Origin of the sequence: Gilliamella sp. GillExp13 (assembly GCF_001690815.1) — a bacterium.
Classification (GTDB): Bacteria; Pseudomonadota; Gammaproteobacteria; order Enterobacterales; family Orbaceae; genus Gilliamella; species Gilliamella bombi.
Map to the genome: position 1 here is coordinate 41,042 of NZ_LZHJ01000101.1, position 21,030 is coordinate 62,071.

Annotated in this window: 17 protein-coding genes and 1 tRNA gene; 10 read left to right on the top strand and 8 right to left on the bottom strand. The window is 35.3% G+C overall.

Going from position 1 to position 21,030, the window contains the following annotated elements; genetic code table 11:
- Positions 1 to 11 precede the first annotated feature (11 nt).
- The 7 genes from A9G37_RS07005 to fruA all read left to right on the top strand — a co-directional run bounded on the left by A9G37_RS07005 (position 12) and on the right by fruA (position 7,878).
- Positions 12 to 968 carry an ABC transporter permease gene (locus tag A9G37_RS07005; RefSeq protein WP_065575066.1) on the top strand — a complete coding sequence of 319 codons (957 nt, stop codon included), beginning with the start codon at positions 12 to 14 and terminating at the stop codon, positions 966 to 968.
- Positions 958 to 1,929, top strand: a complete 972-nt coding sequence (locus A9G37_RS07010; protein WP_034912578.1) for an iron chelate uptake ABC transporter family permease subunit — start codon at positions 958 to 960, stop codon at positions 1,927 to 1,929. Before A9G37_RS07005 ends, A9G37_RS07010 begins: the two co-directional genes overlap by 11 nt.
- On the top strand, positions 1,926 to 2,681 hold the full coding sequence (locus A9G37_RS07015; RefSeq protein WP_065575048.1) for an iron ABC transporter ATP-binding protein: 756 nt from the start codon (positions 1,926 to 1,928) through the stop codon (positions 2,679 to 2,681). Before A9G37_RS07010 ends, A9G37_RS07015 begins: the two co-directional genes overlap by 4 nt.
- A 134-nt stretch (positions 2,682 to 2,815) precedes the next feature.
- Complete coding sequence (gene cra, locus A9G37_RS07020) at positions 2,816 to 3,820, top strand: catabolite repressor/activator (RefSeq protein ID WP_034912587.1); 1,005 nt, start codon at positions 2,816 to 2,818, stop codon at positions 3,818 to 3,820.
- 214 nt (positions 3,821 to 4,034) lie between these two features.
- Positions 4,035 to 5,240 (top strand): fused PTS fructose transporter subunit IIA/HPr protein, encoded by a 1,206-nt coding sequence (gene fruB, locus A9G37_RS07025; RefSeq protein ID WP_065575049.1) that lies wholly within the window; start codon positions 4,035 to 4,037, stop codon positions 5,238 to 5,240.
- A complete protein-coding gene (fruK, locus tag A9G37_RS07030) occupies positions 5,240 to 6,175 on the top strand; it encodes a 1-phosphofructokinase (RefSeq protein ID WP_034912594.1) in 936 nt (311 codons plus the stop codon). Before fruB ends, fruK begins: the two co-directional genes overlap by 1 nt.
- A gap of 8 nt (positions 6,176 to 6,183) precedes the next feature.
- Entirely contained in the window at positions 6,184 to 7,878 is a 1,695-nt protein-coding gene (gene fruA / locus A9G37_RS07035) for a PTS fructose transporter subunit IIBC (RefSeq protein WP_065575050.1), read from the top strand.
- A gap of 63 nt (positions 7,879 to 7,941) precedes the next feature.
- Here the strand turns inward: fruA and A9G37_RS07040 are convergent, their stop codons facing one another.
- The gene (locus tag A9G37_RS07040) at positions 7,942 to 8,517 is read right to left on the bottom strand and encodes a TIGR00730 family Rossman fold protein (protein ID WP_065575067.1); all 576 of its coding nucleotides are present in this window, start codon (positions 8,515 to 8,517) and stop codon (positions 7,942 to 7,944) included.
- Positions 8,518 to 8,665: 148 nt separating this feature from the next.
- Here A9G37_RS07040 and A9G37_RS07045 point away from each other — a divergent pair.
- Positions 8,666 to 8,741 (top strand) — tRNA-Asn (locus A9G37_RS07045).
- A gap of 327 nt (positions 8,742 to 9,068) precedes the next feature.
- On the opposite strand, the gene mutT is transcribed toward A9G37_RS07045, so the two are convergent.
- The 4 genes from mutT to A9G37_RS07065 all read right to left on the bottom strand — a co-directional run bounded on the left by mutT (position 9,069) and on the right by A9G37_RS07065 (position 14,502).
- A complete protein-coding gene (mutT, locus tag A9G37_RS07050) occupies positions 9,069 to 9,473 on the bottom strand; it encodes an 8-oxo-dGTP diphosphatase MutT (protein WP_034912603.1) in 405 nt (134 codons plus the stop codon).
- Positions 9,474 to 9,593: 120 nt separating this feature from the next.
- Positions 9,594 to 12,326 carry a preprotein translocase subunit SecA gene (gene secA, locus A9G37_RS07055; RefSeq protein ID WP_065575051.1) on the bottom strand — a complete coding sequence of 911 codons (2,733 nt, stop codon included), beginning with the start codon at positions 12,324 to 12,326 and terminating at the stop codon, positions 9,594 to 9,596.
- A gap of 77 nt (positions 12,327 to 12,403) precedes the next feature.
- Positions 12,404 to 12,754, bottom strand: coding sequence for a hypothetical protein (locus A9G37_RS07060; protein WP_034912611.1), 351 nt, complete (start codon positions 12,752 to 12,754; stop codon positions 12,404 to 12,406).
- A 218-nt stretch (positions 12,755 to 12,972) separates the two neighbouring features.
- Positions 12,973 to 14,502 (bottom strand): multicopper oxidase family protein, encoded by a 1,530-nt coding sequence (locus A9G37_RS07065; RefSeq protein WP_081297689.1) that lies wholly within the window; start codon positions 14,500 to 14,502, stop codon positions 12,973 to 12,975.
- 701 nt (positions 14,503 to 15,203) lie between these two features.
- Between A9G37_RS07065 and A9G37_RS07075 the strand changes: the two genes are divergently transcribed.
- Positions 15,204 to 16,286, top strand: a complete 1,083-nt coding sequence (locus A9G37_RS07075) for an MJ1255/VC2487 family glycosyltransferase (RefSeq protein WP_218059336.1) — start codon at positions 15,204 to 15,206, stop codon at positions 16,284 to 16,286.
- Positions 16,287 to 16,296: 10 nt separating this feature from the next.
- Complete coding sequence (folA, locus tag A9G37_RS07080; RefSeq protein WP_065575055.1) at positions 16,297 to 16,800, top strand: type 3 dihydrofolate reductase; 504 nt, start codon at positions 16,297 to 16,299, stop codon at positions 16,798 to 16,800.
- 48 nt (positions 16,801 to 16,848) lie between these two features.
- Here the strand turns inward: folA and relA are convergent, their stop codons facing one another.
- The 3 genes from relA to coaD are packed head-to-tail and all read right to left on the bottom strand — an operon-like array spanning position 16,849 to position 20,949.
- A complete protein-coding gene (gene relA / locus A9G37_RS07085; protein ID WP_065575056.1) occupies positions 16,849 to 19,107 on the bottom strand; it encodes a GTP diphosphokinase in 2,259 nt (752 codons plus the stop codon).
- Positions 19,108 to 19,110: 3 nt separating this feature from the next.
- On the bottom strand, positions 19,111 to 20,448 hold the full coding sequence (gene rlmD, locus A9G37_RS07090) for a 23S rRNA (uracil(1939)-C(5))-methyltransferase RlmD (protein WP_065575057.1): 1,338 nt from the start codon (positions 20,446 to 20,448) through the stop codon (positions 19,111 to 19,113).
- A gap of 12 nt (positions 20,449 to 20,460) precedes the next feature.
- Positions 20,461 to 20,949 (bottom strand): pantetheine-phosphate adenylyltransferase, encoded by a 489-nt coding sequence (coaD, locus tag A9G37_RS07095; protein WP_065575058.1) that lies wholly within the window; start codon positions 20,947 to 20,949, stop codon positions 20,461 to 20,463.
- Positions 20,950 to 21,030 lie beyond the last annotated feature (81 nt).

Sequence of the window (21,030 nt, forward strand, 5' to 3'; positions counted from 1 at the left end):
TGTAAAACATGATTAAACCATTTTATTTTATTGCAGGCATGTTCATTTTATTGATCATGACTGCAATAAGTTTATTTATTGGTGCAGGGCATGTGACACTATTTGATTTATGGTCAGATAGCAATATGCGTGAGATTTTTTTTGTAAGCCGTATTCCTAGAACTGTTGCCTTATTGTTAGCTGGTAGCGCCATGAGTGTTGCAGGTTTGATTATGCAATTATTAACACAAAATCGATTTGTTGAACCCTCTTTAGTTGGCACTACTCAATCGGCTAGTCTTGGCTTATTAGTTATGATGGTTTTAGCTCCTGGCGCTAGTGTTATGACAAAAATGGTTGTTGCTAGCCTATTTGCTATGATTGGCACAATGATATTTATGGCGATTTCTCGAAAGATTATTTTAAAGTCAGCAATAATGGTACCTCTTATTGGCATTATGTTAGGTGCAGTTATTAGCGCTATTACTACATTTTTTGCCATGTATTTTGATTTATTACAATCACTTGGTGGTTGGGAATCAGGTGATTTTTCAGCTATTTTAAAAGGCCGTTACGAATTATTATGGTTGGTGGGTGGTTTGACATTACTTGCTTGTTGGTGTGCGGATCAGTTTACTGTAGTTGGCTTGGGGCGTGATTTTTCTATTAATGTAGGGCTTAACTATCGTCGTGTTATGTTTACAGGGCTTATTGTTATTGCATTAATTGGCGGTATTGTCGTTGTAGTTGTTGGAGTTTTACCATTTTTAGGATTGATTGTACCAAATATTGTTAGTTTATTATTTGGAGACAATGTTCGTAAAACCATGCCATGGATCTGTTTGTTTGGTAGTGGATTAGTTTTAATTTGCGATATTATTGGGCGTGTAATTCGCTATCCTTTTGAGATCCCCGTAAGTGTTATTCTTGGCGTAGTTGGCGCTATTATTTTTTTAATATTGTTGAGTCGAAAACGTCATGTTAGTTAATCAAAAACGCCATATTTTGTGTCAAAAAAGAGTTCTTTTATTGTTAATTATTGCTCTAGTTTGCATAATATGTTTTATGACTTTCAACCTTAAAGGCAATATTAGCTATATTTTGAAGCATCGAACGTGGGTAATGCTAACTATGATTTTAGTCGCTTTTTCGGCTGCGACATCAACACTGCTTTTTCAAACAGTTACCAACAATCGAATATTAACACCTTCTATTATGGGATTTGAATCACTATTTGTACTTATTCAAACAGTTGTAATCTTTTGTATTGATTCACAAGGTATTCCTTATATTGGTATTATTGGTAAATTTGTATTCGAATCACTTTTATTAATTTTATTCTCTTTGTTTTTATATCGAGGTTTGTTTACTAGACTCAAGAAAAATTTACATGTGGTATTATTAATAGGAATTATTTTAGGCACATTATTCCGTAGTTTTTCTAATCTATTGCAACGCTTGATGACCCCGTCTGAATTCGCTGTGCTTCAAAGTCGTATTTTTGCTACATTTACACGTGCAGAGCCTATATTGATTATCTTTTCGTTAGTAATAGTAGCTATTGTTGGTCTATTTTTATGGCAAATGCGATTTAAATTTGATGTACTTGCGTTGGGTCGGGATAATGCAATCAATTTGGGTATCGATTATCAAAAAAGTGTCACTATTATATTATTGCTAGTTTCAGTTTTAGTATCAGTGTCAACGGCATTAGTCGGTCCATTCACTTTTTTGGGGCTTTTAATTACTAATTTAGCTTATAGTATTAGTGGATCAAGCCAACATCGTTTTTTATTGCCTACTGCTTTTTTGTTAGGTGTTATTTTTCTGGTCGGTGGACAAATGTTCTTAGAGCGAGTATTAAATATGGTTGGTGCATTATCCATTGTCATTGAATTCATTGGTGGTTCTTTGTTTATCTTCTTATTATTAAAAAAGGTTCCAAAGTGATAAAAATTGATAATGTTAGTAAAAACTATCAAACAGTATCTGTATTAAAAAATGTCAACGCGACGATTTCACAAGGTGGAATTACTGCTATTATTGGTCCAAATGGGGCGGGGAAATCGACGCTATTATCAATTATAAGTCGTCTTCTATTAGCTGATGAAGGACAAGTTAAAATTCAAAATATGGATGTTGTTAATACGCCAAGTGATAAACTTGCCACTTATTTATCAGTATTGAGACAAGAAAACCGTTTTACCAGTAGATTGTCTGTTTTTGAACTAGTTGGATTTGGGCGTTATCCTTATACCAAAGGGCGTTTAAATGCTGATGATTATAACCATATTTATCGAGCGCTCGATTTTTTAGATCTTACTGAATATAAAGACCGCTTTTTAGATGAATTATCTGGTGGTCAACGGCAACGAGCTTATGTTGCTATGGTGTTATGTCAAGATACTAAATATGTATTACTTGATGAACCACTCAATAATCTTGATATGAAACATGCTGTTGCCATGATGAAACAATTGCGCCGCGCAGCCGATGAGCTAGGTAAAACCATTGTGATTGTTATTCATGATATCAACTTTGCATCCGTATATTCAGATTACATCTTAGCGATGAAAAATGGTGAATTAATATACCAAGGCAATCCACAACAGATTATGAAAGCCAATATTTTAGAAGATATATTTGATACACCGGTCAAAATTGAAAATATTCACAATCAAAATATTGCTATTTACTATTAACAAATACAATGGAAATTAATTAATCTTAATAGTAAAAAGTTACAATTGTTTAATTAAGTAAATAAAAATTATTGTTTACTATTTATTTCTAACCATGTTAAATAATTGGCAATATTTTTGTTGAGATAATTATAATGAAATTACAGGAAATAGCACTTTTAGCTGGTGTATCAAGGACGACGGCCAGTTATGTGATCAATGGAAAAGCCAAAAAGTACCGCGTTAGTGATAAAACAGTCGAAAAAGTTATGTCGATAGTGAAAAAACATAATTACCAACCCAATGCGGTAGCAGCGGGGCTTAGAGCAGGTAAAACCCGGACTATAGGCATTATTATTCCTGATTTAGAAAACAACAGTTACACTCGCATAGCTAATTATTTAGAACAATTGGTAAGAAAGGAAGGATATCAATTACTAATTGCATGTTCCGAAGATAATCCACAAGTCGAAAAAGAGTGTGTCAAACACCTTCAGCAGCGTCGCGTAGATGCCTTAATTATTTCTTCTTCGTTCGTTTCTGCTCAAGATTATTTTTTTTATGATGACTGGCAAAACGAAAAGATTCCATTATTTGCACTTGATCGAATATTATCCATCTCTAAATTTAGAAATATTGTAGGTGCAGATAAACAAGATTCTAAATCACTTGCTCAAGCATTTAATAACTTTGTACAAGATTCAGTAGTTTATATAGGAGCCCTAGCAAACTTATCTGTTAGTCAACTTCGTTTAGATGGTTTTAAAGATATCAAACTTGACAATTGTAATAAAGTTAATTTTTTATATGCAAATAATTATAGTCGACGAGATGCTGATTTAGCCTTTAGTCAATGGCTAGAAAGTCATGAATTGCCTAATGGTATATTTACTACTTCTTTTTCGCTATTACAAGGAAGTATTGATGCAATTTTAAGAAAATTTGGGCACTTACCTGAGAGTTTAACTATTGCTACCTTTGGAGATAATGAATTGTTAGATTTTTTACCATGTAAAGTCATATCACTTTCGCAAGATCATAAAGAAGTTGCCGATGTAACAATAAAACTGTTTTTAAACTATTTACATAACAATAATTACCAATCGGGCACAACAATAATTCCAAGACGATTGATCTATCGAGGTAGCTTAAGCCGTTAAGGTATTAATAGGCATAAAAAATATGTTAATTTTAAAACAGTTCAAATTAAAAAATAAGATCCAGATCACAAATTACTTATTAATAGTCATAATTTATTTGATAATTAATGTTTATTTATTCATTATTGCTGAAACGATTCAATTGATTAAAGGATTTGTATTTTCTAAGTCATTTTAGTCGACCCAACATTATTAACCCAGAGGTATTTATTATATGTTTCATTTAGTTAAAGAAAACATTCATTTAAATGAACAAGCTACCAATAAAACTGAAGCGATAAAAAAAATTGCTACGGCATTAACCAATGCAGGATTTGTTGAAGATGGTTATGTCGATGGAATGTTAGAACGAGAAGCACAAGCAGCCACATATCTGGGTATAGGTCTTGCTATTCCCCATGGAACTACTAAAACTCGCCATTTAGTCAAAAAAACAGGGGTACAAGTATTTTGTTTTCCTAATGGTGTTCAATGGGGGGATGATGGTGAAAAGGCCTATCTTGCAATTGGTATTGCAGCAAGCTCTGATGAGCATTTAGAATTACTCCGTCAACTAACTCACGTACTTGGAGCTGAAGGGGTAGAGGAGCGAATTAAAAAAATTCAGTCTGCCGACGAAGCAATTGCTATTTTAACTGGTAAAACAAGTTCTGAAGATAGCCAATTTTCTATAAATGAATCTGCATTATTATTGGATATTCCTGCTGATAGTTTAGCAACTTTACAAGCATTAAATGCATCACGTTTAAAACAGCAACATGCTGTAAATTCAAGCTTTATTGCCGATGTGTTGGACAATAAACCTACATATTTAGGTGATGGAGTTTGGTTAAATGATAGCAAACAAGGTAATTTAAAAAATGCTATGGCGATTAGTCGCACCATCAGTAATATTAATGAAGATGGTAAGCCTGTTAAGTTACTCATCACCATATCAGCAGTTGATGATTCTATTTCTGATATTGTAAATAATATTGCAACTTTAGTTTTTAACCAAAAATTACAATTACTATTATCAGCCAATACTGATGATCTTAGCAGCCTTCTTTTATCTGGTTCTGCGACAATAGAATCTAATAAATCAGAAATCCAATCGACATCTTCAAATGAGTCGACTGTGGCTGAATCGAATAATGAATCATTAAGTCGTGAATTTATTATTCCAAACGAAAATGGCTTACATACACGCCCGTCATCAGTTCTAGTAAAATTAGTTAAAGAGTTTAATTGTAAGGTTACTGTCGCTAATTTAGATGGTAAAGGTGAGCCAGTAAGTGCAACGAGTTTAATGAAAATTGTTGCACTAGGCGCTAAAAAAGGTAGTCGATTACGATTTACTGCAGTAGGTGAAGATGCTACTCAAGCGCTTGATGCTATTGGTAAAGCAATTGGGGATGGTTTAGGTGAGGGGACTGAATAATGACTTATCGTGTCGCAACAATAACTTTAAACCCAGCTTATGATCTTTTGGGTTTTTGTCCCAAAGTTGAGCTTGGTGATGTTAATTTAGTCCAAACCAATGCATTACTTGCTGCTGGCAAAGGTATCAACGTTGCTAAAGTTTTGTCGGATTTAGATGTTCAATTAACTATTGGCGGTTTTTTAGGTAAAGAAAATCGTGATGGATTTAACTTATTATTCAAATCATTAAATGTAATTGATAAATTTGAAACAATTGAAGGTCGTACTCGCATTAATGTTAAATTAACCGAGGAAAATAGTGAAGTGACTGACCTTAATTTTTCAGGCTTTACGATTAACGATCAAGATTGGCAACATTTTGTTACAAATTCTCTTGAATGGTTAAAAGACATTGACATGGTGGCTATCAGCGGTAGTTTACCAGTTGGAGTATCACTTGATAAATTTACTAAGTGGATGGAACAAGTTAAAGCGATTTGTCCAAAGATCGTATTTGATAGTAGCCGAGATGCATTAGTTGCAGGATTAAAAGCAAAACCATGGTTAATTAAACCCAATGACAAAGAGCTAGAAATGTGGGTAGGTCGCAAATTACCAACATTAGAAGATGTTAAAGCAGCTGCTATGAAGTTAGTTAACGACGGCATTGAAAATGTGGTGATCTCGCTAGGAAGTAAAGGCGCTTTGTGGGTAACTAAAAATGAAGCATGGCTTGCAAAACCGCCAAAATGTCATGTAGTTAGTACTGTTGGTGCCGGTGATTCAATGGTCGCCGGGTTGATGTATGGCTTAATGACTAATCGTTCAATTAAAGATACTTTAGTCTTTGCATCAAGTGTTGCAGCTTTATCAGTTGGGCAAGCTGGTGTTGGTATATCTGATTGCCAAGCTGTAAATAATATGCTAGAAAAAATTGAAATAATTTCTGAATAGGAGTATTCATGAATATATATATTATTGAAGGTAGTAATACAGGGCCAGTAAATGGACGTTTGGCTAAAGCGGAATTAGCTTTAGCCGCAAACGAATTAAATCTAAATCTGGTTGATAATGCAACATCGGCTGATGTTATAGTTGCAGTAGGTTCTGGAACTATCAGTGATAAAGCAGTTGTTGGTAAAAAGGTTTATGCCGTTGATGATTTAAATCAAATTTTTGCTAACCCAAAACAGATTTTAACAGATGCGCAAAGTAAAGCGAGTGTTTATCAACAAACAGCCGAAGCTATGTCTGCCTCAAGCAATAATACCAGTGTAAAACGTATTGTTGCGGTAACCGCATGTCCAACAGGTGTTGCTCACACCTTTATGGCAGCAGAAGCGATTGAAGAGGAAGCCAAAAAACGTGGATGGTGGTGTAAGGTTGAAACACGTGGCTCAGTTGGTGTCGGTAATGAATTAACACCAGAAGAAGTGGCTTCAGCCGATGTTGTAATTGCGGCTTGTGATATTGATGTTGATTTGAGTAAATTTACAGGTAAAAAACTTTATCGCACCAAAACAGGTCCAGCTCTGAAAAAAACAGCACAAGAATTTGATAAAGCATTTGAAGAAGCAACCGTATATCAACCGTCATCAAATACTTCAACCGCTAAATCAAGCAACGAGAAAAAAGGTATTTATCAGCACCTTCTAACAGGTGTATCTTATATGTTACCAATGGTGGTTGCAGGTGGTTTGATTATTGCGCTTTCATTCGCTTTTGGTTCATTTGAAATGGTTGATGGAGTACAAAAATTAATTGGAGAATCGCATTTAGCCGAAATTGGTGGTCTTGCTTTCTCACTTATGGTGCCACTGCTTTCAGGTTATATTGCTTATTCCATTGCTGACAGACCCGGTCTTGCACCAGGACTTGTTGGCGGTTTGCTAGCAGTTTCGACGGGGGCTGGCTTTTTAGGTGGAATTATTATTGGTTATTTTGCAGGTTATCTAGCACTATTAATCACTAAATATTTACCATTACCAAAAAGTCTAGAGGCATTGAAACCAATATTAATCGTACCACTATTTGCAACGCTTATTACCGGTCTTGTGATGCAATTTATTGTTGGTACGCCTATTGCGTGGTTAATGAACGTTGTAACAGTATGGTTAAATTCAATGGGTACAGCCAATGCCGTTATATTGGGCGCTATATTAGGTGGCATGATGTGTACTGATATGGGTGGACCAATAAATAAGGTTGCTTATGCATTTGGTACAGGTTTAATTTCAGCGCAGGTTTATGCTCCAATGGCAGCGGTTATGGCTGGGGGCATGGTTCCACCTTTAGCAATGGGAATTGCGACATTGATTGCGCGCAAAAAATTTGCTAAAACTGAACAAGAAAGTGGTAAGGCTTCATTGGTATTAGGCTTATGCTTTATTTCAGAAGGAGCAATTCCATTTGCTGCGCGCGATCCATTACGTGTTATCCCATGTTGTATTGTTGGTGGTGCTATTACGGGTGGTATGGCGTTAGCCTTCGGTTCAACATTAATGACGCCGCATGGTGGTTTATTTGCTTTAGCAATTCCGGGCGTTGTTAAACCAGTAGTTGGTTACTTATTGTCTATTGTTGTTGGTGCCGTTATTGCTGGTGTAGCATATGCATTTATTAAACAACCAGAGTCAGAAGCTGTAACTGCTGCGTAATTTTAAACATATAAATAAAAGCGCCATCAAGTGATGGCGTTTTTATATAATATGACATTTAAGCTATTTTTTTACCCAGCGCTGTAAATCTTTAGGGATAAAATGATCCAATTGTTGTAGTATAGTTCGATGATCTTTCGAAACAATTAATGTTTTATAAAAACTATCTCGAACAAAACCTTCATTAACTGCATGTTGCAAAAAATTAAGCATTGGTTGCCAAAATTCTAACACATTAAATAATGCAACGGGCTTTTCATGATAACCTATTTGCATTGCTGTCCAAACTTCAAAAAGTTCTTCTAAAGTTCCAGTTCCTCCTGGCATTGCAATAAAACCATCAGCTAATTCCGAAAGTCTTGCTTTGCGTTGATGCATATTATCTACTACTTCTAAACGAGTGATACTGTGGTGTGCTGTTTCGGCTTTGACTAAACGTTCAGGAATAATACCAATCACCTCACCGCCGTGCGCAAGTACTGTATTAGCAATAATTCCCATTAAACCTTTATTACCACCACCATAAATTAGCCGTCGATTTTGTTCTACTAAAGTTTTGCCTAATTGTTCTGCTTGTGTACGATATTCTAATTGGTTTCCTTCGCTTGCTCCGCAAAAAATACAAATATTTTTTTTCATAAATGCCATTTTACCTGTTAATAATATATTTAATTATCTTAGCATATCTATAGATTAATTTGATTACAAGCTGAGCAGTTAATTCTATTTGCTGTTTTAGAGATTGACATTGGTGTTATATATAGTTAGTATTCATTCCGTTAAGTGTTCCTCCATAGTTCAGTCGGTAGAACGGCGGACTGTTAATCCGTATGTCACAGGTTCAAGTCCTGTTGGAGGAGCCAATTTCCGAATTTATAAAACCTGCTTATGGCAGGTTTTTTTATATGCAACCCATTCTGATTATTCGTTTCGTTATTACAGCAAATAGACCTAAATCCGAGTTTATTGGGTATGTATTTAGCCATTGCCAAATGGATTATTAGTTAAAATAGGATCAAAGCTTTGTGATAGTAAATTTTTGCTTTAGCATTGTGTTATTCTCGGCGCGGGGAAACAGCGTACAGCTGTTTTATGAACTAAATATAATAGCTCTAAAATCATACAAGAAACTAATTTAAGTTAAATAAACAAAACTAAACTCGCGAACAAGCTAAATTGTAATAACTAAGTTATATTTGTTTATCTAAGTTTTTAAGCATTTCGATGATCGGTCGATTGGCGTCAGGGAATTCGTCGGCATTCAGATCTTCTTGGTCAACCCAACGACTTGGTTGGCCTTCTTTAGCAAAAGGGACTCCATCCCACTCTTCAACTAAATACGCATGAATTGTAATATCTCGATCATCATAACTGTGGTTAAAGGTATCTAAAAATTGGGCTTGGTGGATATGAATGTCAACTTCTTCAGCAATTTCTCGTTGTAAGGTTTGATATGGCGTTTCTCCGATCTCGATTTTTCCACCAGGAAACTCCCAAAAACCAGCAAGATGAGAGTCTTCACCGCGTTGGGTGATAAATATTTGACAATTTTGTGAACGAATAATACCTACAGCAATTTCAATATGTTTATTCATAATTCTATTTGCCTATGAGTAAAATTTTAGGGGAAAGTTGTGACTTTCCCTTTCAACCTATTGTCGATCTTAATCGACGATTTAAGTATCAAATTTGTTTGATGATACTAAATTTTTTCCTTACTGAACAGCACCATGGCAATGTTTATATTTTTTACCTGAACCACAGGGGCATGGATCATTACGACCAACTTTGGCTTGAGTTCGTACTATTGGTTGCGAAGAAGCTCCTGCTGATAGTTCTTCATTTTCGCCATTTATACTCGCTACCGAATCATGGTTAGCTTGTTGTTTGGCCATTAGTTTTTCCATTTCTGCTAGGCGTTGGCGTTCAGCTTCGTCAACTTCTTCTTGTGAGCGAATTTGTACGCGACTCAAAATACCAATAACATCATATTTTAATGATTCTAGCATGTTAGCAAACATATTAAATGATTCACGTTTATATTCCTGTTTTGGATCTTTTTGTGCATAGCCGCGCAAATGAATACCTTGACGTAAATAATCCATAGCTGCTAAATGTTCTTTCCAAAGCGTATCAAGTGTTTGTAACATAACACTTTTCTCGAAATGTCTAAATGCTTCAGCTCCAGCCATGTTTTCTTTTTCTAAATATTTGTCTTGAGCAATTTGTAAGATTCGTTCACGCAATGTTTCTTCGTGCAGATTTTGCTCTTCATCTAGCCATTTTGCGACCGGTAAATCCAAGTCAAAGTCTGTTTTTAGCGCAGTTTCAAGACCTGGTATATTCCACATATCTTCAATTGATTGTGGTGGAATGTATTGGTCAATTAGAGTGTTAAATACATCACCTCGAATTGAATCAATGGTATCTTTTATATCGGTATTATCAAGTAAGCCGTTTCGTTCTCGGTAAATTACTTTACGTTGATCGTTGGCGACATCATCATATTCAAGAAGTTGTTTACGAATATCAAAGTTGCGACTTTCAACTTTCTTTTGAGCATTGGCAATGGCTTTTGTGACCCATGGGTGTTCAATAGCTTCACCTTCTTTCATACCCAATTTACGCATCATATTACCCATACGATCAGAGGCGAAAATTCTCATCAATGGATCTTCCAGTGATAGATAAAAGCGTGAAGCGCCAGGGTCACCTTGACGTCCTGCACGACCTCGTAGTTGGTTGTCGATACGGCGTGACTCGTGACGCTCAGTACCTAAAATATAAAGTCCACCTAACTCAATCACTTCTTCGTGTTTTGTTTGCCAAGCTTGTTTCGCTTTTTCGATGTCTTCTTGTGTTGGATTTTCAATTTTTGCTATATCATTTTGCCAGTTACCACCGAGCATAATATCAGTACCACGACCAGCCATGTTAGTTGCAATAGTAACTGCACCTTTACTCCCTGCATTAGCAATGATTTCAGCTTCTTGAGCATGGAATTTAGCATTTAGGACATTATGTTTGATACCTGCTTTTTTAAATGCTTGTGAAACTAATTCTGATTTTTCGATTGATGCTGTTCCGACTAAAACAGGTTGACCGCGTTTTACACATTCTTGTACATCAGATACAATTGCATTTATCTTTTCCTTTTCGGTCATATAGACAAGGTCGGATTGATCTTTTCGTTGCATTGGGCGATTAGTTGGAATAACAATCGTATCTAAACCATAAATTTGGTTAAACTCAAATGCTTCAGTGTCAGCAGTACCTGTCATGCCCGCTAGTTTTTCATATAAACGGAAATAGTTTTGGAAAGTAATTGAAGCCAGTGTTTGGTTCTCATTTTGGATTTTAACGTGCTCTTTTGCTTCAACAGCTTGATGTAAACCATCAGACCAACGTCGACCATCCATTGTTCTTCCAGTATGTTCGTCAACGATGATAATTTCGTTATCTCTGACAATATAATCAACGTCGCGATGGAATAGGTGGTGAGCGCGTAGGGCTGCATTAACGTGATGCATCAATACGATATTGCTCGGCGCATAAAGTGACTCATCACCTTTCATGATACCTTGTTTTATCAGTAATTCTTCAACTTTAACTAAGCCTCGTTCTGTTAAGTTAACTTGGCGGGATTTTTCATCAATTGAGAAGTCACCATCACCTTGGAACTGGTCAGAGTCTTCTTTTTCTTGACGGGTTAAGTGAGGAATGATTTTATCAATGCTAATATATTTGTCGGAACTATCTTCCGCTTGACCTGAAATAATCAGAGGTGTTCTTGCTTCATCAATTAAAATTGAGTCAACTTCATCGACTAAGGCGTAATGCAATGGACGTTGTACTCGAGCATCTTTGGTAAATACCATATTATCGCGTAGGTAGTCGAAACCATATTCATTATTGGTACCATAGGTGATATCTGCGTTGTAAGCCTCTCGTTTTATGTGTGCGGGCATATTTGGCAGGTTAATCCCTACAGTTAAGCCCAAAAATTCGAATAAAGGACGATTATTTTCAGCATCTCGCTGCGCTAAGTAATCATTAACCGTAACAACGTGTACACCTTTACCTGTTAGTGCATTTAAGTAGGCAGGTAATGTCGCTGTTAAAGTTTTACCTTCACCCGTACGCATTTCAGCAATGCAACGTTCATTTAATACCATACCACCGATTAACTGCACATCAAAATGACGCATGCCAAATACACGTTTACTCGCTTCACGTACCACTGCGAAAGCTTCTTCCAAAATATCATCTAATTGGGTCCCAGAGGCAATCTTTTGTTTAAATTCTGTGGTTTTTGCTTTTAGTTCATCATCGGTTAATGCTTCCATGGCTGGTTCAAGTGCATTAATTTTTTCAACTCGTTTACGCATACTTTTTAATACGCGCTCATTGCGGCTACCAAATACTTTTGTTAATAATTTTAATAACATAACTTTTCTCTTGTTTTTTAATACGGATTTTAAGGCTTTTACCTTGAATAAAAATTAGTTTTATTTGTGCGTAAATTCTAAGAGGTAGTTTTTGGTCCAGCTCGTATGCCGTTGTAAGGGGATAGTCGGATTGCCTTGCTATGGGAAAGATCATCATAATTGGGCGTTATTAAAAGTACTACAGTATGCTGTTTTGGGGAACATGATAGTGCTAGTGTTGGTAACTTTCTTTGTGCTGTTTCTCTGTGATCTTGTACAATGGATGTAATAGCAATAATTCCACTGTGCGAAACATCAGATTCCGATGGAAGCGCTTCGTTTTGACATAAACCAAACCCAGCAGCAATCACACCTAATAATAAGTGCGATAAAGCGGTTTTGATAATCAATCGTTTGTTGAGTTTTTGCCAATAGTTGATGACGATCATAATCTGCGCATTTTAGCATTTTTTAGCAAAATAAAAAACCCTTATTACAAGGGGAATAATTTAATAAAAGGAATTTTAATAAGATGATAGGTTTATAAAAACTCGCTTTTTTCGGTAATGATAAGCGAGTTTTTGTTAATTTAACTTCCCTCAATCCAACCATACTAAAAATTGAATCAAGGAAAGGGATAAAGGAATAAATATTATTCCACCATTAATTACCCCATCATGCCAGTTGTTTCATGTTCAATAATGTGACAGTGATACATGCGAAGCCCAGGAAGATTTTGCTGTATTTTGATGGTAAGTTTTTCGTGTGGCCGCAAATTAATGGTATCTTTTAAGGCAATATAATCAGGCTGAGTTTTTTTACCATTTAACTCGTGCGATTGTACAATAAATTGTGCGCCATGGATGTGGAAATTGTGATCCATATGGGAGTTATTAAATATTGTCCATTCTTCAATATCGTGAATTTTGCTTTTTAGATCAATTCGCGACATGTCATGACGTTTACCATTAATTAAAAATAACACACCACCACGCGGCTCTTTCATGTCCATTACTTCGGTATATTCCAGTAATTTATGGACGACAGCTGGCCCCATATTAGGTAGTTGGTTTAATGTGTTTGGTAAGGTGATTGGCTCGGATTTAGTCAGTGTTAACTCACCTAGTATTATATCTTGTTCTGGCGGTACATTGCCCATTTTATTGCGATCATATCCGATTGATTGTAAATATACAGTACCAGTTTGTTTTGGTATTATGACTAATTCAGCACGTTCAGCCGGAGTTAATAATAAGGGTTTGGTAAGCAGGTAGGGTTTAGCTAATAGTCCACCATCAGTGCCAACTAAAAAGACATCGCAGTTAGGGATAGAAAGATTGAGATATCGACCTGAACACGAATTCCATACTCGGATATGTGTGGCTGAATCTATTTTGATTTTTGGGCGGTAACTGCCATTGATTAATACAAATTGGCCTTCACGTCCATTCATCCAATCGACCATTGAATTATCAGCAATTAGACCTTTGTCGGTTAATTTTAAGTCAGAAAAGAACCAATTTTGTTCAGGGAACGATGCAAGTGGATCGTGTTTGCTACGAACAATAAATGTACCAGCTAAACCTCGATAAACTTGTTCGGCTACTGTATTATGTCCGTGAGGATGATACCAATAAGTGCCAGCAGTACCTTTAGGAATGATAAATTCATAAGTTCGACTGCCTCCTGTTGGAATTTCGTTTTGTGGGTTGCCGTCTTGATCAGATGGAATGAGCAAGCCGTGCCAATGAACTATCGTTGATTGAGTAAGTTCATTTTTTACGGTGATTTTAACATGGTCTTCTTCAAATACTTCGATTTTCGGACCAGGTATCATTCCATTATAGGTCCAAAATTCCGTGGTTAAATCTGGTGTTAACGCAATTTTTGTTGGTTTTATATGTAATGTTGCTTCAAAAACACCTTTTTGCTTGCTCTCATTTTTTAAGTTGGTCAAAGTTGGTAGATCTATTCCTTGTGGTAGTACTGAAGTCGATAAAAGTTTTTGCGACATTTGATTGTGATTCATGTCCATATTCATGTGTTGGTGCATATTATCCCCCTTTTGACATTCATCAGAATTAGTATCACACATTGTGTCATGCATATTATTGTTCCTCATTTGGGCTATAGCTTTAGTTGCGACCAATCCACCGATAGCTGTGGTAATATTTATCAAAAAATTTCGACGTTTCATGATGTTCCTCAAAATAGTTAATTTTAACAATAACCTGATGGTTATACTGATAAAACAAATATCAATATAATTCAGTTATTGCTTGTAGTGTTACTTAATGCTTTTATTTACATAAACCAATTAAACAGCTTGCGGTGGTCTTAACTCTGGAATAAATTCGTTATATTGTAGAATAGGCTTAATGGGCAGATATCGTTCACTGCTAGACGAAATATAAAGTTTTGTAGGAAAATTAGAGTTCAAAATATTACAGGTTGAACACTGATGAAACAAAGCACAAGCTGATATGATTGTGTTTTTTCGCAAAAAACCAAAACTGGCTCGTTAGAAATAGATTCGTGTTTAGGTGTTAATTCAGATGTGGAATGAGCAGAATGACAAGTTAAAGCTGGTGATAATAATAAGTTAGATAAATGCCATGAAGAATAACTAAACAAAAATAGTATTGATGCTAATACAATTGTTTGGCAAATTGGTTTATTTTGGGGTGTTATAGGCATCTTGATGTCTCGCTATTTTTTGTAAAATAAATAATAGCCCTACTTAAAGTTTAAATATCACCTTGATATAACTAGTTTAATTTAATTGTATTGATTTGTCGACTTGTCTATTAATATATTAAAAATACTAAAATTTTAAGTTAATGTGTAAAAAAATAAGATAATTATGACGTGTTCTGGTATGATATTTATCAATAATAATTGGCAAATAATATTGATATGAAGATTCTTTTTGGTGTTCAAGGAACAGGAAATGGCCATGTCAGTCGTTGTAGAACTTTAGCTAAAGCATTAAAAAAAGCTGGAGCTGATGTTGATTATATTTTTAGTGGACGTGATCCTAAAGACTATTTTGATATGCAAGTTTTTGGTGATTATAAGACTTATCGAGGTGTCACCTTTGCAACACTAAATGGTAAAATTAATTTTCGTAAAACCATACAACGAATTCGTGCTTTCAGGCTGATTAAAGACGTGCGGGAACTCGATTTATCAAAGTATGATTGTATTATTAGTGATTTTGAGCCAGTCACTGCTTGGGCCGCACATCATCAGCAACGTGACTGTTTAGGTATAAGTAATCAGGCCGTATGCCAATATCTTAAACCTAAAGAATATGGGTTAGTTGCCAATGTAATCATGAAATATTATGCGCCAGTTACTAAGCCTATTGGTTTGCATTGGTTTCATTTTGGGCATAAGTTATTGCCACCGATGATTGATTCATTTAATGCCACACCAACAGAAGATGGCAGCATTGTGGTTTATTTGCCGTTTGAAGGTATAGATGAGATCATTGGTATGTTAAACCAATTTCAAGATCGTCAATTTATCTGTTTTCACCCAGATATAAAGCAAGAATCGCAACGAGGTAATATTAATTTTCAACCTCTTAGTCGTGATAGTTTTACGCAAGCTTTAGTCAATTGCTCTGGCATTATTTCAAATACGGGCTTTGCATTGATTTCTGAAGCATTAACGCTTGGTAAAAAGATTCTTACTAAGCCTGTTGCAGGTCAATTTGAACAAATTTATAATGCTCAATGTTTACGATCTCTTGATATGGCAACGGTTATGGAAAGTTTAAACTGTATCAAACTTAAGTATTGGTTAGATTTACCTTCACCAAAACCAATAATATACCCTGATGTTGCTACTGAATTGTCTAATTGGATCGTTGCTGGACAAAAAGAGTCGTTACTTTCTTTAAGCGAACGACTTTGGAGTCAAACCATCTTTCCTGAGCATGTCAATCAGCGAATAAAATCTTTAGGGTATGTGTAAAGGAACGGATATGACATTAAGTATTATTGTAGCCATGGCCGATAATCGTGTAATTGGCTTAAATAATCAAATGCCTTGGTATTTACCTGCAGATTTGGCATGGTTTAAAAAAAATACACTTAGTAAACCTGTTATTATGGGAAGAAAGACATTTGAGTCTATTGGCCGTCCACTACCAAATCGTCATAATATTATTATTTCAAAGCAAGCACCAAGTGAACCTAATTCAATTCAAAATGTAAGTTGGGTTCAATCAATTGATGCCGCTATATTGTTAGCCCAAAAACAGAATGTTGATGAGGCATTTATTATTGGTGGTGGTAATATTTATAAGCAGACTTTACCGTTAGCAAATCGACTTTATCTAACGCATATAGATGCGGAACTACAGGGAGATACCCATTTCCCTGATTATTCACCTGAGCAATGGCAAGTTATTTATCAAGAAGGACACCAACCTGACGATAAAAATGGCTATTCATATCAGTTTGAAATTTTAGAGAGAAAGCAATAAATTTTAAACTTAATTGCCACTAAAAAGTGGCAATTTAACATGTGTTAATTAACCTTGAAAACGTTTAGCTTCAATAACATCGGGTAGTTGTTTTATTTTATTGAGCACTCGATTTAACGAATCCTGATCAAAAATTTCCATATCTACTTCGATAGTGGCTAATTGTTGCTTCATATCTGAGCGACTTATTAGACCAAGTACATTAACCTTTTCATTAGCTAAAATCGTAGTGATATCTCGCAATAAACCACTTCGATCGTTAGCAACAATCTTTATCACCATGGTATAACTTGATTGGGTATTGTTGCTCCAAACCGCGTGAGTAATACGTTCAGGCGCATGATTTTTAAGTTCTTGCAATTGTTCACAATCAGCTCGGTGAATTGAAATACCTCGTCCGTGAGTTACAAACCCCACAATTAGATCGCCAGGAATAGGGCGGCAACAGTTTGCAATGGTATACATTAAGTTACCCACACCCTCAATAATAATTTCACTTCCTTTTTTGTTGCTGAATTTATTAGTATTTTTAGATTGTATGTTCGTTTTTTGGGCAATCTGTTTTAATGCTGCTTCATCTTCCTCTTCAGCAGTTGGTTTATTAAATTGTGCATTGATAAAGTTAACTAATTGGTTAATCCTTACATCACCACTACCAATACCAGCTAATACCTCGTCAAATGAATGAGAGTTATATTTATTAATTAAGATTTTTTCGACACTTTTTATACTAATGTTTAAAGGTTCAAGTTCACTTTGTAAAATTTGCTCACCTGTGGCGATATTTTTATCTCGATCTTGCTTTTTAAACCAGGCTTGAATTTTAGCTCTGGCACGACTACTATTAACGAATCCTGTATTCGGATTTAGCCAATCTCGACTAGGATTTGGCTGTTTTTGGGTAATGACTTCAACTTGATCGCCCATTTTTAAATTGTAGGTAAATGGTACAATTCGCCCGCCTACTCTGGCTCCAATACAGCGGTGTCCCACATCGCTATGTATATGATAAGCAAAATCAAGTGGAGTTGACCTAGCAGGCAAGTCAACAACATCACCTTTAGGCGTAAAAACATAAACTCGGTCATCAAAAATTAGGCTACGAACGGCTTCTTGTATTTCACCACTCTCTGACATTTCTTGTTGCCATGTTAATAATTTACGCAACCAAGAAATTCGTTGATCATAGGCTGTCATTTTGTCGGTACTGCCTTCTTTATATTTCCAATGTGCGGCAATACCGAGTTCAGCCTCATTGTGCATTTTTTCAGTACGAATTTGAATTTCGATTGCTTTTTCTTGTGGACCATAAACAACAGTATGGATCGATTGATAACCATTTGGTTTAGGATTTGCTACATAATCGTCAAATTCTTTTGCGATATGTTTATAATGGCTGTGGACAATACCTAATGCATTATAACAATCTTCAATACGATCGCAGATAATACGCACAGCACGAATATCATATAAATCTTCGAATTGAAGGTGTTTACGCTCCATTTTTCGCCATATACTATAAATATGTTTAGGGCGACCGTAAACTTCAGCACGAATATGATCTTGATTCATCAAATTTTGTAAATAGCTTACAAATTGTTTGATGTACAATTCTCGATTCAATCGCTTTTCTTGCAATTTTTTTGCTATTAATCGATATTCATCTGGATGTAAATAGCGGAAGCAGAAATCTTCTAGTTCCCATTTTAATTGACCTATGCCTAAGCGGTTGGCTAAAGGCGCATAGATGTTAAAACATTCTTTAGCAGCAAGGACCTGTTCTTCTTGAGGTGCATTGATTAAATTGCGTAAGTAGGTAATGCGTTCTGCTAATTTAATTACTACACTTCTGAAGTCATTTACCATCGCTAGTAGCATTCGGCGAATGCTATCAATTTGTTCGGAAGTAGCACTACCGTTACGAATTGCTCGTAATTGGCGAATTTCTTTCATCTTAACAATGCTAGAAATAATATGAGAAATTTCTCGATCAAAATCTTCTGGAATATCTTCTCGGCGAATAATTTTGCTATCAACAAAGGGAAGCAATAAGGCAGCACATAAACTATTAATATCCATATTAAGTGTCGATAGAATTTCGACCATTTCTATCGCATTTTGGAAACAGAAAGTTTGTTCTAATGCACCTGCGCTATTTTCAAAACAAAAATCCCAAACTTGTCTAAACTTTTTATAAGACGTAGGATTGGTTAATAACAATTCTTGTTTTATCCATTGTTCTACATCAAATTGAGCAAGGGAATAGTGTTCTTCACTATGTTGGTGTGCGCCTCTAATCGATACCATAACTTATGTTCCTGATTTTATTAGCAACAACATTGATTCAATGTGTTTGGTTTGCGGAAACATATCTAAAATAGCAACTTGAGCAATTTGATATCCTGCATCGATAAGTTGTTTGCTATCTCGTGCTAGTGTAGCAGGATTACACGATATATAAACAATTTTTGAAGGGGCTAATTTTGCGATTTCAGTTGTTGCATTAAACGCACCAGCTCTTGCTGGATCTAATAATACTTTATTATATTGTGATTGACTCCATATCGAAAATTGTTGAGTATCATCTAAATTGCAGGTTAAAAAATTGGTTTCCGCACAAATCTCAGTATTATTTAATATAGTGTTAAATTTTGCTTTTTCAACTAGGGCATCAACACCTTCAACACCCGTTACAGTTTTACTTAATTTTGCTATAGGTAACGAAAAATTGCCCATTCCGCAAAACAGATCTAAAACCCGATCTGTTGGTTGTAAAGTTAGCCAGTTAAGCGCCTGTTCGATCATCTTTTGATTAATTTTACAATTTACCTGAATAAAATCTAGAGGGCTGAAAGTTAATTTTAAATGATTAATTAAATAAAAATGCTCAGTATTACCGGCAATATGTATTAAATCGTCGCCGTGAAAATAAAGCGAGATATTGTTATTTTCGGCGAATTCTTTTAATAGGTTAACATCATGATTGCTTAGAGGCATAGTGTGCCTTAAAACAAGAATAATACCGCTATCGACCGAAATTAGTTCAACGTGACCCAGTGCTTTTTTCTGTTTTATGTTATTGAGCATGCTTTGTAATGGCGCTAGCAATGAATCTAATTCATCAACTAATACAGGACAATGTTTGATATTGATTATTTGATTAGATTCAGCTTGGCGAAATCCAATTGCTAATTGGCCTTTAACGATATTAATTGAAAGTCTTGCTCGTCGACGATAATGGAAAGGTTGATCGGCAATAATATGCGGTGAATTTTTAACGATATTTGTTAAAGGTTGTCCTGTCTCTTTTTGTAATAGATTTATCAACGCATCATATTTTGCTTGTTGTTGCATCTGTGGTGCAATATGTTGTAGCTCACAACCTCCACATTGTTGATAATATTCACATAGAGGTTTAACGCGGTATTTGCTTTGATTATGATATCTAATGACTTTAGCTTTAGCGTAATTTTTTTTATTTTCAGTTAACTCAATATCAACGGTTTCATCAGGCAAGGCTGATTTTACAAAAATTGTTTTACCTTTATGATTGGACACACCTTGCCCAAAGGCATCTAAAGATGAGATAGTTACTGTCAATTTTTGTGATGTGAACTTTTTTCTTTGTGGAGTATAAAAATTAACCATAGACGTTTTTATTTATGTTAAGCGCTTTAATAAAGCTGTTTTGACATGCAGTGGTACTAAATTTGTTATATCACCGCCATGGTAGGCAACATCTTTTACTATTGTCGATGAAATAAATCCCATTGCAATTGATGGCATTAAAAAGATAGTATCTAAATCAGATTTTAATGCACGATTCATTTCGGCAAGTTGCCTTTCGTATTCAAAATCGTGTGTTGTACGAACGCCTCGAACGATAACTGTGGCATTATGGGTTTGTGCAAAATTAGCCATTAAATTGTCAAAGCCAATAACTTCGACATTGAGTAAATGTTCAACTGCTGTTGACGCTAAATTTACGCGTTCTTCTAGAGTAAAGAGTGTTTTTTTATTAGGATTTTCGGCAATAGCAACAATTAATCGAGGAAACAGTAACGAAGCTCGTGTAACAAGATCAATATGACCATTGGTAATGGGATCAAAAGTACCCGGGAAAATAGCAGTTAAACTTTTGCTTTTCATATTTAATATTATTCATTAGGTATGATGATTGTATCATACCTAATTTTGCTTAGGATTGTTAGTTTAACCGTGCAAAATTCT

Coding starts and splice junctions, on each gene's coding strand:
- coaD (WP_065575058.1), bottom strand. CDS start 20,949: ATGAAAAGCAAAAGTTTAACTGCTATTTTCCCGGGTACTTTTGATCCC.
- relA (WP_065575056.1), bottom strand. CDS start 19,107: ATGGTATCGATTAGAGGCGCACACCAACATAGTGAAGAACACTATTCC.
- fruB (WP_065575049.1), top strand. CDS start 4,035: ATGTTTCATTTAGTTAAAGAAAACATTCATTTAAATGAACAAGCTACC.
- A9G37_RS07060 (WP_034912611.1), bottom strand. CDS start 12,754: ATGATCGTCATCAACTATTGGCAAAAACTCAACAAACGATTGATTATC.
- fruA (WP_065575050.1), top strand. CDS start 6,184: ATGAATATATATATTATTGAAGGTAGTAATACAGGGCCAGTAAATGGA.
- A9G37_RS07010 (WP_034912578.1), top strand. CDS start 958: ATGTTAGTTAATCAAAAACGCCATATTTTGTGTCAAAAAAGAGTTCTT.
- cra (WP_034912587.1), top strand. CDS start 2,816: ATGAAATTACAGGAAATAGCACTTTTAGCTGGTGTATCAAGGACGACG.
- A9G37_RS07065 (WP_081297689.1), bottom strand. CDS start 14,502: ATGAAACGTCGAAATTTTTTGATAAATATTACCACAGCTATCGGTGGA.
- fruK (WP_034912594.1), top strand. CDS start 5,240: ATGACTTATCGTGTCGCAACAATAACTTTAAACCCAGCTTATGATCTT.
- rlmD (WP_065575057.1), bottom strand. CDS start 20,448: ATGGTTAATTTTTATACTCCACAAAGAAAAAAGTTCACATCACAAAAA.
- secA (WP_065575051.1), bottom strand. CDS start 12,326: ATGTTATTAAAATTATTAACAAAAGTATTTGGTAGCCGCAATGAGCGC.
- A9G37_RS07040 (WP_065575067.1), bottom strand. CDS start 8,517: ATGAAAAAAAATATTTGTATTTTTTGCGGAGCAAGCGAAGGAAACCAA.
- mutT (WP_034912603.1), bottom strand. CDS start 9,473: ATGAATAAACATATTGAAATTGCTGTAGGTATTATTCGTTCACAAAAT.
- folA (WP_065575055.1), top strand. CDS start 16,297: ATGACATTAAGTATTATTGTAGCCATGGCCGATAATCGTGTAATTGGC.